General features: G+C 34.0%; 8 protein-coding genes. All 8 read left to right on the top strand.

Features of this window, described 5'->3' with window-relative positions; all coding sequences use genetic code 11:
• On the top strand, positions 1-1,320 hold a 1,320-nt coding region (locus P8H68_RS04925; RefSeq protein WP_300322269.1), incomplete at its 5' end, for a sulfatase.
• Positions 1,321-1,475: 155 nt separating this feature from the next.
• The gene (locus P8H68_RS04930; RefSeq protein ID WP_300322270.1) at positions 1,476-5,261 is read left to right on the top strand and encodes a T9SS type A sorting domain-containing protein; all 3,786 of its coding nucleotides are present in this window, start codon (positions 1,476-1,478) and stop codon (positions 5,259-5,261) included.
• A 152-nt stretch (positions 5,262-5,413) separates the two neighbouring features.
• A complete protein-coding gene (locus tag P8H68_RS04935) occupies positions 5,414-6,250 on the top strand; it encodes a T9SS type A sorting domain-containing protein (protein ID WP_300322271.1) in 837 nt (278 codons plus the stop codon).
• Between the two features lie 196 nt (positions 6,251-6,446).
• Complete coding sequence (locus P8H68_RS04940; protein ID WP_300322272.1) at positions 6,447-8,258, top strand: right-handed parallel beta-helix repeat-containing protein; 1,812 nt, start codon at positions 6,447-6,449, stop codon at positions 8,256-8,258.
• Between the two features lie 13 nt (positions 8,259-8,271).
• Complete coding sequence (locus P8H68_RS04945; protein ID WP_300322273.1) at positions 8,272-9,834, top strand: sulfatase-like hydrolase/transferase; 1,563 nt, start codon at positions 8,272-8,274, stop codon at positions 9,832-9,834.
• A 124-nt stretch (positions 9,835-9,958) separates the two neighbouring features.
• Entirely contained in the window at positions 9,959-10,753 is a 795-nt protein-coding gene (locus tag P8H68_RS04950) for a DUF2490 domain-containing protein (RefSeq protein ID WP_300322274.1), read from the top strand.
• A gap of 5 nt (positions 10,754-10,758) precedes the next feature.
• The gene (locus P8H68_RS04955) at positions 10,759-11,199 is read left to right on the top strand and encodes a cupin domain-containing protein (RefSeq protein ID WP_300322275.1); all 441 of its coding nucleotides are present in this window, start codon (positions 10,759-10,761) and stop codon (positions 11,197-11,199) included.
• Positions 11,200-11,491: 292 nt separating this feature from the next.
• Positions 11,492-13,369 carry a right-handed parallel beta-helix repeat-containing protein gene (locus P8H68_RS04960; protein WP_300322276.1) on the top strand — a complete coding sequence of 626 codons (1,878 nt, stop codon included), beginning with the start codon at positions 11,492-11,494 and terminating at the stop codon, positions 13,367-13,369.
• The last annotated feature ends 1 nt before the right edge of the window (position 13,370 follow it).

Consider the following 13,370-nt stretch of genomic DNA (forward strand, 5'->3'; position numbering starts at 1 on the left):
GATGATTTAGGTTGGGCTGATTTTGGTTGTTATGGGGCTAGCTTTAATGAAACACCAAATATCGACAGACTCTCAAAAGAATCGATGCGTTTCACAAATGCATATGCTGCATGTACCGTTTGCTCTCCGAGTAGAGCGGCAATATTAACAGGAAGATATCCAGCTAGGTTACATTTAACAGATTGGATTGAAGGTCATAAATATCCATATGCAAAATTGTCTGTTCCAGATTGGAAAACTAAAATTGAGCATAAAAGGGTTTTATTGCCAGAGGCATTACAGCAAGAAGGATATACAACCCAATTTATTGGGAAATGGCATTTAATGCCAATTGATAAACCTGAATTTAAGGAACATTATCCTACAAATCATGGTTTTGATACTAATATTGGAGGAAGAGAGTGGGGATCACCAAAAGGAAGAGGGAAATATTTTTCTCCGTTTGATATGCCTAATTTAAATGATGGTGAAAAGGGTGATTATTTAACAGATAAACTAACGGATGCTGCCATTGAGTTTTTAGAGAAGCAAAAAAAGGAAAACCCCTTTTTTCTTTATTTTTCATATTATACACTGCATGGACCGGTTATGGCTCCAGAAAATTTGGTGAATAAGTATAAACAAAAAGCTGAAAATTTTAATAATTATAAAAATGAATTTCTGAATCCGGATAGAGCGGGTATGGTTGAAAGCTTGGATACAAGTATAGGCCGAATTATGGATAAGTTGAATGAACTTCACTTGTCGGAAAACACCATTGTTATTTTGACTGGAGACAATGGTGGGAACTATGACGAAACGACTGGGGATTTAAAAGGTTATAAAGGATTTTCACATGAAGGAGGTGTGAGAGAACCTTATATTATTAAGTGGAAAAATCAAATTGAAGCCAACTCTGTTTGCGACGAGGTAGTTATGGGAACAGATTTCTATCCAACAATTTTGGATCTGGTAGGAGCACCGCTGCAGCCAAAAGAACATAAGGATGGAATAAGTCTACTACCATTATTATTTGGAAAAGAGAAGCATATTCAACGAGATGCCGTTTACTGGCATTATCCCCATTATCACAGAACAAAACCCTATGGAGCTATTAGAAAAGGTGACTGGAAATTGATAGAGTTTTTTGAAGATGGGGATCTTGAATTATATAATTTAAAAACGGATCCGTTTGAAACTACAAATGTAGTATCTCTCAACAAGAAGATAGCCTCTAATTTGTTGTATGATTTAAAGAAGTGGCGAGAAGATGTTCAAGCTCAAATGCCGACAAAAAACATAAACTACGATCCCATAAAAGCTGGCAAAAAACAACGTTGACTATAATTGAAAATCTCCTTTTGTATATATTCTAACTATACAAGTGTTCTGTTTTTTTTAGTTTTAAAAAAACATCTGTTAGTGCCTATCAAACATATGGATCAATGTTTTAGGTGATTTAAGACGAGTTTTGTATCAACCCTAACCAGCTTGATATGATGAATGTAAAATCGATTTTTAAACTTGTTTTTCTACTTCCTTTTGCCCTGTTTTCACAAGAGGTTCTTTTTTTTAGTGGATTAGAAAATGATTTGTTAGATGACTGGCAGGAGTTTAGTGCTACTTTAGAAATTTATGAAAGAAATACGCTTTCTAAATATACTGATTTGTATGGCTTCCAAATGAAGTTTAATGGAGTTGAACAAAAAGGAAATCTTACAACTAAAGCAAATATAACATGGGAAAAAGATGAGGTTTATAAAATTTCTTTTAGATATAAAGCCATCGCTCCAAGTGATAATAATGAATCGAATATTAAGGTTTTTAGCTCAGATGGGACTAAAATAGGTCATATCAACTTTTCTCTGACAAATTCAGAGTGGTCAGAATATACAACTGAATTTATTCCTACTGTATCCGGTCCGGGCGGATATGTATTATTTTCATTTCGATCCAATGACAACGTAGCAAGTGGTGGAGAATATTATTTTGATGATTTTTCAATTGAAAAAGAAGTGCCTGGTTTTTTTGATAAAATAAAAACGACCGATTTGGAATCGGACCCATCCGTCCAATGGGTTCAGTTTGGACCTGGTATGAGTGGGAATAATAAAATATTTTATGAACACCCTACGGATCCAGATACCCATTTTATCAGTCCAAACATGGGGAATTCTTATAGATCCACGGATAGAGGTTTTACCTATCAAACTACAATGGATCCTGATGCGAGATCCTATAAAACAGGATATAGAGGGCCCGTATCTTTTTATTCGCTTGATTTTTCAAGACAGAATACAAATTTTGGATTGTCAACAGGAAGTACTAAAGGAGCCTTGTATGCAACTGAAGATAATGGGGAAACATGGTCGCTGTTAGAAGGTACTCAGGGTGTAGTTGGAGAAAATTACTTATCTGTTGTGTCGGTTGATCCTTCTGATGACGATGTTTGGTACTTGGGAGTAGGGAGAATGCGTCATTACGGAAGATTATTATATCCACAATCCGATCCTAAAGGTGTTTATTTAGATCCAAATGCGAATGGAAGATTATGGAAAAGTACCGATAAAGGGCAAACGTGGACGCTTTCAAATAACGGAATAGATTCTAATGCAGAATTCAGTCATATTTTGGTAGACCCTGTAGATAGTTCTATTGTATATGCTAGTACAAATTATGGTTTTTATAAAAGTACGGATGCTGGTGCTACATGGATTTTAAAATCAAATGGAATAGATCATGATATGATTTTGTCTATGGATATGCATCATAATAAAGACACCGATCAAGTAACTATTTTTGCTTTGAGTAATATTACTTGGAAAGAAAAGACTACTGTCACAGGGCTTTCCGTAGAAAATGATTTAGGAGGTGTTTTTAAAAGTACGGATAAAGGGGAGACATGGACGAACCTAAACAATGACTTGCCAATAGATTTATCAGGATTTAGCGGGAATTCAGGAATTGTAAAAAGTTATTATACACCTGTTGCTTATTATTTTGGACTCGATTCATGGGAAGATGCACAAACGGCATATCCTGTATTACCCACTAGTATTACAACAAGATTTAACACTATTACCGTAGATCCTAATGATGTAAATAATTTATACTTAGTGAATGAATATTCAAATTCATCTAAGAATAATTTCAAACCGGGTCAAATATGGAGGTCTAAAAACGGAGGTGCCAATTGGTATGTGACCTTTAGGAATGGAAAAAATTGGAACAATGGAAATGACGATGCTTACTGGGTAACAGAACGTGATAACCCAATGGGATCGAATGTAACTTTTAAGTATAAAGGAGATTGGTTGAACAGAGATGACTACGAGAGAAAGGGATGTAATTATGCTAGATTCAACGCAGATGGCTCCGTTTTGTATACTCAGTTAGCCAAAGTAGGATTCGTTTCTTACGATAAAGGAGATACTTGGGTAGATATTGATGATGAAGAAGCAGATGAATCAGGATCGACATTAGATGGCTGGGTAGGTGCTGGAAATAGTAATGTTCCTGGGCACGGGTTTTATCAATCTAATTTATGGCCGAACAGAGTGTTTTGTCCTTCTGGTGAAAATAGTTTGTGGATCACCAATGATGAGGGGCCTGATATTAGAGAGGATGCTCAAGGTGCTGCAGTAATGCAGTTAGTTTATAACGACAATGGAGATAGGTTGGAGCATTCCGTAAGTTCTATAGTCATTCATCCAACAGAAAAAGATACATGGTTTGCTACATTTTTCAGACAAGCTAGAAGAGGAGAACTTTTGAAAACTACAGATGCCGGTGCTACTTGGGATCCAATTGGAGTTACAATTCCGCAACCATGGGACCCAGCACCTGCTGGAAGTGGAGATCAAGCTGTGCATCAAGTTGGACTTATGATTGATAAAAACAATCCAGATAATATGTATTTCTGTGTGCCTAAATCATCAAAAGATATAGAATGGGTAGGAGACAGTTGTCAAGGTTGGGGTGTTCATAAATCATCCGATGTTGGAGTTACTTGGTCAGAAATAAATTCAGGATTACCAAGTTCATTGGATGTTGCAAGAATAGCGTTTGATCCTAATGATAGCAATATTTTATATGCAGCTGTTATAAAAGATGGCGGTGGGTTGTATAAATCTGCGAATGGGGGAGGAACATGGTCGGAAGTAGCTTCTACAGCATTAATTTCGGGCTCTTCAGGAATCAATGATATTCATTTCGACTCTATGGGTAGAGCTTATATTACTTCGGGTTTTAAAAATGAACCAACGGATAGTGGAGGTCTTTTTGTTAGTGATGATAATATGGTTACTTGGACTAAAATTTTTGATTATCCATGGGTAAATCGAGTGGAGGTTGCCAAGTACAATCCTAATATTATTTTACTTTCAACTCTGCCGAATGCAACGGTAGATTTTAGAAATGGAGGTGCTTACGTCTCAAAAGATGCGGGAGCTACTTGGAGGAAAATAAATAAAGGGAACGGACAAGCAGAGAGGATTAATGATATTGCCATTGATTACACTGTGCCGGGTAAATTTTATGCTTCTACTAGAGGTAGTGGATGGTATACTGCGCAAGATCCATCAATTACGGAAGATGACGTTTTGAGTGTTAAAGTGATAGGTACAAATTGTATTGGAGTAAATAATGGGTCGCTACAAGTTTCAAGTAAAATGTCAAAATCGTATTCTGCTACTTTAATTGGAGAAGGAATGAATAAAACGGAAGATTTTACGGGGAATATTTTGTTTTCGGATTTGAGCAAAGGAAATTATTCATTGACGATACATGAGAAAGAGAATCAAACAGAGCCTAAAAAGTACGAAATAAACGTTACGGAGCCAGATGAATTGGAGGTTTCTGCTAAGGTAGATGAATCTGCTAAAAGTGTAGAGCTGGATTTAAAAGGAGGGGATTTGTATACGGTCACTTTGAATAAAGAGCAGGTAATTACAGGGGATTCTAAAATAAAATTGCAATTAAAAGAGGGTACTAATTCAGTTCAAGTAGAGACTAACAAAGGTTGTCAGGGGATTTATGAAAGTGAGTTTTTATTGGAAGATTCAGTTTTTGTTTTCCCGAATCCTGTAAAAGATGTCTTGAATGTTGGGAATTTAAATGAAAATTCTGAAATCAAAATAATATCTGTTCAAGGGGAAGTTTTGATTCAAAGAATAATGGATCTTAAAATTGGTATCGATGTTTCAAATTTAAAATCAGGAGTGTATTTTTATAAATTATATAGTAACAGTAGTGTTTTCTCAGGTAGATTTTTGAAAAAATAAATGATCAAAAAAGTGAAAAAAAATAAAACACCACTTAGGGAACTAAGAGGTGTTTTGTTTTTTACTACTAGATACATTGGATTTATTCTATGATACAATTGTGTTTTATTGTCTAGGTTTCTTTGTCGAACAAAACAATAAAACATTTAATTATGATTACAAAATTACTTAAAACGAGTCTTTTGACTCTAATGATTACTGGAATTTCTGCTACTGCTCAGATTGCAGGGTATGATTTCGATGCCTTTGGCTTTGAATCGCAAAATGTAGAATGGAAAACAGGAAATTCAGGAACTGTTGTTGAGGCTTGGACTCAAGTAGCGGGATTTGTTCAGTCCGATGAGCAGGCAAAAAATGGAACTTATAGCATGAAAGCGGATTATAGTGCCGTGTTAGCAACTACTCCAAAGTTACAGACGTATCGTTCAAATGTAAATAATGAAGGGAAGTTTGAGATTCAATCAACCGGAGATTACATAGTTTCTGTTTGGGTATATTTAACTGTGTTATCCTCTGGAACTTTAAAGTCGACTGTTCAAGAAACATCAGCAGGTACTTACAATGCAACTTTTGACTTGTCAGAGGTAGGACAGATAAATACATGGACTCAACTTCAAGCTCAATTAAATATTTCTACTTTAGGAGATTCTCCTACTAAATTTTGGACAACCCTTAATTTTACTAGTGCGCCAGTTTCGACGATAGTTTATTTGGATGATTTATTGGTGACAAAAGGTTCTTTAATAGCAAAGGCTGAAGTTTTAGATAACGTCTCAGTATATCCAAATCCGGCAAAAGAGAATTTAAATATTTCAGCACCAGCAGGGAGCGAAATTACAATTACAAATATTGCTGGGGTTCATGTAAAATCTTTACAAGCAGATTCGAAAAACACGAAACTATCTGTATCAGGATTGAATTCAGGTATTTATATTGTAAAAGTTGTATCTGAAGGGAAATCTTATGTAACAAAAGTTGTAGTTCAATAAAAATTAAATTGTAAACAAATCAAAAAGGTCTCATGGAAGCATGAGGCCTTTTTTTATTCTTATCTTAAATGGAAACAAAGTTTTGGATGTGTGCATACATAAATTAAACGGGTAAAGACATAAAAAATGCGTTGTCAAAGTATTTTTGAAATGAAAACTGAACTAATCTCTCTTTAAGAGGGTTAAATATGAATGAATGAAAAAAATATTTTTTATAGGATTGCTTTTAATAACTAGTGTTATTTCCTCTGCACAAATTGTAAATGTATCGGACTACGGAATTGTACCAGGAAAAGATGTAACCTTTGAGGTAAACCAATTGATACAAAGTTTAAAAGGAAAAGAAGGGGTTACCTTGTTTTTTCCAAAAGGCCAATATGAATTTTATCCTGAAAATGCTATGGAACAGTTTAGAGCTGTTACCAACCATGACAATAGTTTGAAACGTTTGGCATTTCCTCTTTTTGATCTCACCAATTTTACTTTGGACGGTAATGGATCTATATTTATGTTTCATGGGAAAATATGTCCCATTACGGTAGAAGGAAGTACCAACACAGTTCTTAAAAATTTTACTATTGATTGGGAACATTCCTTTATCAATGAATTGGTAGTAGTTGAAAATAATGCAAAAGAGAATTCATTTGTAGCAGAGGTTAATGATGGACAATTTCAATTTGAAGTGAAAGACAATCAAATTCTTTTTCAACATTATGATTGGTGGGATGTTATCGGCCAAAATATAGCATATGATGGAGATAAAGAGGCTGCAATGTGGCAAACAAAAGATTACTTTTTAAAATATTCAAATAAAACTAAAATCACAAAGTTGAATAAAAGTTCAGCGAAGTTTGTGAATATAACAAAGGAAACACCCCCAGTAGGAACCGTCTTTGCTACTTATGGACCAAGTCCGGGTGGAAATAGATTTGCCCAAGCGATACATCTATCGAGTTCAAAAGATAATTTTATTCAGAATGTTACTGTATTAGCTGCGGGAGGTATGGCCTTGGTTGCTGAAAGATGCGAAAATGTAACTTTAGATGGTTTTAAAGTTACACCTAGATCTGATAGGCATATGGCAACACGTGCAGATGCAACGCATTTTTTAGGATGTAAAGGTCTTATTAAAATTGAAAACTGCTTGTTAGAAAAAATGATGGACGATGGAATCAACGTTCATGGAGCCTATATTAAAGTTGAGGAGTATAGAGGCGAAAATACTTTTTTATGTGAAATCAGTCACCGTCAGCAATGGGGACTTATTTTTGCTGAACCAGGCGATAAAATTATGCTGACTTCTAGAGAAACGGTCTTACCAATTCAAGAAATGACTGTTACGAAAACGGAAATTTTAAATGACAAAAGGGTTTTGATATCTGTTGCTGAAACTCCAAAAACGACTGCAGGACCTCTTTCGTTTGAAAATATTACTTGGAATCCAGATTTGTATGTGAATAATAATACCATTCGTAACAATCGTGCGAGGGCTGCGTTGATTACTACGAAAGGAAAAGTGTTGGTTGAAAATAATTATTTTTCATCTCAAATGCATGGAATATTAATTGAAGGAGATAATAAAGCTTGGTATGAGTCTGGTGGAGTAAGAGAGGTCGTTATTAAAAACAATGTTTTTGAAAATATCGGATATGGTAATGGTGAATCCTATCCCTTATTTGCATCTCCAATGTTAACAGAGGAGCAAAAATTAGGTACCGAGAAATATCATTTTAATATAACCTTCTCTAATAATAAAGTGAAAAGTTTTAATGGTTATTTGGTTTATGCTAAATCTGTGAAAGGATTAAAGATAGAAGAAAACACAATAGAGCTATCAAAAGATTATCCAACAGGTAGTGAAAAAGCAGCTTTTGAATTTGACTATTGTGAGGATGTATTGATCTCAAAAAATAAATTCAAAGACTTTACTTGGCCAATTTTTATTAAGAAAAAAGACAGTGACTTTAATTTTAATGTGAAAAGAAATAAAGGGATTTCTAAAAAATAAATCCTCAATAATCATGAAGAAATATATATTAATTTTATCGGCATTTTTAGTTGTAGGTTTTAAAAAAACTCAAGCACAGCAACCAAATAAAACAAATGTGATTTGGATTATAACTGATGAACATAATTTTAGAACATTAGGGTGTTATAGAGATCAATTGAGTCCAGATCAAGCGTATGTTTGGGGGAAAGAAGCGGTTGTAGAAACACCAAATATTGATTCTTTAGCTGAATACGGAACCATATTTAATAGGATGTATTGCAGTGCAGCTGTTTGTACCTCCTCTAGAGCATCAATGTTCACAGGAATGTATCCAATGACTTTAGGTATTCCTAATAACTCCAATAAAAAGGGAGATGGGAAATATTTAAAACCGGATGTAGTTACAATTGCAGATGTTTTGTCAGAAGAAGGATATAAAACGGGATACGCTGGTAAATGGCATTTGGCGGAAAGCAATGGAGTGAATGGTAATAAAGATAAAGATGAATGGTGGTCACCATATCCGGTTGGAGATCCTGAAGATACTTATGGTTTTCAAGACAAACGTTATATGTTTAATGGGGGGCACGATAAATACAAAGGAATAGATGCAGATGGAAATTCATATCGTGCAGCTAAAAGACCGAAATTGATTGGTGAGGATGCATATGGTCAACCATTGTTTGCTGACAAACGTTCTAAAAATGTGAAGCATACTACAGATTGGTTGGCCGATAGAGCTATTGAGTTCATTGAGGATAACCATAAGCAACCTTTTTATTACGTGGTAAGTATTCCTGATCCACATACCCCGAATGAAGTGCGTGCGCCATATGATACTTTATTAGATGATGTGGAAGTCAAATTACCGGAGACGTATCATATTGCACAGAAGAATAAAAAACATTTACAATCTTGGCAAAAGCCTGATGGGAAATCTGATGATCAAGAAAAAATGAAGCATGATGTGAGGCAGTATTTGGGAATGGTAAAATTGATTGATGATAATATTGGGAGGATTATTGCCAAGTTAAAAGAAGAAGGAGTTTTTGAAAATACAATCATAATGTTTTCATCTGATCATGGCGATTTGTTGGGAGAGCATGGTAGGTCTAACAAAGGAACCATACATGAAGCTTCTGCTAAAATACCTTTTGTATTGGCGCATGGACAAAATAATAAAAACCCGTTAATACCTAGAAAAAAAGTGGTGAACCTTGCAGCAAATAATACGGATTGGATGCCTACTTTTTTAAGTATGTTAGAAATTGAATGTCCTCCCGTAGCGGGTAGAGATATTAGTCCAATTTTGCAAGGTGATGCTCCCGCAGATTGGAATGATGTAACCTTCACTAGACTTGGTCATTATGCTGCAATTACAGAAAGATATAAACTACATATCATGGCAAAAAAGAAACCCTTTTTGTTTGATATAGAAAAGGATCCTAATGAGGTTGTAAATTATATAGACGACCCAAAATACAAGTCAGTTATAAAGAAACTTTGTTATGAATTAAGAAATTATATGGAGTTGTCTGGAGATAATAACCCGAAAATTGAAAACGAAATAAAAACCATCTTATCAAGATTGTAAAACCTTCGTTATTAGAGCATTTTTAAAACACTTATAGATAATTTTTATAGGTGTTTTTTTATGGAAAAAAATGAAAATAGTGGATTTAAATATTAAGAAATTGAATAACTTGCAGCCCTATAAAATGAAGATAATTCTAGGAGTTCCTATTGAAATAAAGAGTGGTTTGAATATAATATCGAGTTTGAAAAAAGAAGTATTTCTTTTTGCATGTGTTTTTTTATGTATTGTTAATGTGTTCTCTCAAGAATCTAGACCTGCTGTAGAGGAGGTTTGGTTTCAATACTATAACAATTCTAAGATAACTGATAAATGGGGTGTTTCATCTGATGTAGGGTATCGTTTAAAAGAAGGTAGATTTTACGACCTTTCACAGTATTTTATGCGTTCAGGGGCAAGTTATACTTTTAACCCGATGTTTAAAATAACTCTTGGAGGAGCTTATTTTAAAACGCATTTTCATGGGGTGGGTAAGGCTGAAGAATTTAGGCCTCACCAACAATTAAATACCAAACATAAAATTGGAAAGATTGGTTTTGGGAACAGAGTAAGAATAGAACAACGTTTTATTAATATCGCTGCAGACGCCGGAGAGCCAGCAGAAAGTACTTTTAATTTTAGGTTTAGGTATCGATTTATGTTTGATTTTCCACTGATAAATTTATCGCATTCTAATAAAGAAAGAAAGTTGTCTTTTGTGGTTGGAGATGAAATTTTATTTAGCGCTGGAAAAGGTGAATTCTTTGATTTTTCGGTTCAAAATAGATTTTTAGTAGGTCCTGTTGTAAAGTTTAACAAACAGAATAAACTTTTTGTTTATTATAATTTCACATCAGTATCCAAAGATATTCCCGATATTTCTGATGAATATGGGATTTTATGGTTGGGGTACAAACAGACTCTTGATTTTAGAAAATAAACGCTATGAAAAGAATTTTTACTGTTTTATTGTTAGCTTCATTAGTATTGGTTTCTTGTAAAAAGGAATACTCTAAAGAGATTGTTGTTGAAAAACTAGCGGAAACATCATCAAGTTGGAATGGAGATGCTTTGCCATCCTATGCAATAGGGAAACCTAAAGTAACCGTTTTAAAAATTACCATCCCACCAAAAACCAAATTAAAGTGGCACAAACATCTTGTCATTAATTCTGGAATTCTATTGAAAGGGGCCTTGAAGGTGGTTGATGAAGCTGGAGAAGAGCTGTTTTTGAATGAAGGTGATGTTATTGTGGAATTGGTAAATACTTATCACTATGGAATAAATGAACAGGATGTACCAGCAGAAATTGTTGTTTTTTATTCGGGTACGGTTGGAGTACCAATTACAGTTTTGAAAGATGATAGCACCCACGAAGGACATTAAAAATTAATTTTTAAATTAGTTTTCTTCTTCCTTTTTTTAGTTGTTACATCCCCGTTTTGTAACAAGACTAAATATTTTACCAAAGGTTTAATGTCTTTGTTGTTATTTATGTAAATAAAACAATCGGATTCAATGTTTACTGGGGGTTGAGAGGGGTGTGTTTGTGGTTTTTAACCATGAGATACAACATATTTACCTCTAGATACCTTTTCCTTTTATATAATTTTCAATTTTACAGTGTTAGAATAAGTATCATACTTATCTGATTAACCAACTAATCATCACTTAAATTATGAAAATTAACAAAATCAAATATTTATTTGGAATTTGTTTTATTTCTGTTTCAACCATCGTTGCTCAGAAGAATACTACCTTAAAATTTTCCACTTCAATAAAAGAGGATGCTACACCTCATGTGCTTAGAAAACTAATGAAATTAGAATCACGTTCTAATGTTCAAATAAATTTTGAAAAAGGAACTTACCACTTTTATCCTGATAAAGGTTTAGAATCTTTTGAACATATTTCTAATCATGGAGATCATATGATTAGAACAGCTTTTCCTTTGAGAGATTTTAAAAATACTACAATAGACGGAAACGGAGCAACATTTGTTTTTCACGGAATCATGATTCCTTTCCTTGTAGATGGTAGTGAAAATATTACTATAAAAAATATTACTATCGATTGGGCGCAAGCATTTCATAGTGAAGGTCTGATCATAGCACACAATGCAGAAGAGCATTCATTTGATATGAAAATTTCCGATGAATATCCTTACGAAATAAGAAACGAACAATTGATTTTTGTTAAAGAATACTATGAGCATGGTATTGGGCAATCTATTTTGTACGATCCCCAAAGAAAGGCAATCGCTTTTGATACAGAATCATACACAAATATAAGCCTGGGGTCTAAAGTCAAATCAAGTAACAATATTGAAAGTATTGATTATAAATATGAAGTAGACCATAGAGCTCCAAGTCTTAAAAAAATTGGTATTGAGAATAGATTGAAAGTAGTGCAATTGAAACCTGGAGTGGTTAGATTATATGGTCATAAAAAGAAATTACCGCCCGTAGGTATGATTTTAGTGATGAAGGGACAACAAGGATTCAATAGAGTTGCGCCGGCTTTTAGAGTTACTCATACAAAAGGATTTACCGGGTTGAATGTGAATATTCATCATGCAGGTGGTATGGGGATTATTGCAGAGAATTCATCTGATTTATTGTTGGATAATTTTAACATTACTCCTTCTCATGGTAGAATGGTGTCCACTACTGCAGACGCGACTCATTTTGTGGGCTGTAGTGGAAAGGTAACTTTGCAAAATTCTACGTTTAACAATCAATTGGATGATGCTACAAATGTTCATGGAACCTATCAAAAAGTAGTAGAAAAATTAGATGATTATTCTATTGGAGTTAGAATGGGACATCATCAGCAACAAGGTTTCCAAATAGGAAATAAAGGTGAGACTATCGGATTGGTTCGTTTGTCTGAATCGTTTTTTGCTTATGACCATTTGACTTTACAGAGTGTAGAAAAGTTAAATAGTAGATATCACATCATTCGATTCAATGAAAAAATTCCAGCCAGTTTACAACCAGGTGACTTGATCGAGAATTTAGATGGGTATCCAGAATTGTTCGTTAAAAATTGTGTGATAAGTAATAATAGAGCAAGAGGACTTTTAATATCAAATCCTGTTAGTACTGTCATAGAAAATAATTTCTTCAGCACGGAAATGGAAGCTATTCTGGTACCTGTTGAAAGTGGTCATTGGTATGAATCTGGAAATGCCTCGAATGTAATTATTAGAAATAATACGTTTCAAGATTGCAATCATTCTGGTTATGATAGGGGTGTAATACGATTTGTAACGGATGATGACAATCAAAACATTGCTTTTAAAAACATAGAAATAACGAATAATACTTTCAATCATTTCGATAATTTAATTCTAGAAATCTCCAATACAGATGGCTTGTTGTTTTCAAAAAACACCATTACGAATTCTGGAACTTTCCCGCAATTGTTTGCTGATAATCCAGTGGTGAAATTAAAGTCTTCTAAAAATATTGTTTTCAAAAGAAATAAGTACGAAGGCAAGGCAAAAGAAAAAATTGAAAGCGACTCAAATCTGACCGAAATAAAATTCAAATAAT

Origin of the sequence: Flavicella sp., from assembly GCF_029238425.1 — a bacterium.
Lineage (GTDB): Bacteria > Bacteroidota > Bacteroidia > Flavobacteriales > Flavobacteriaceae > Flavicella.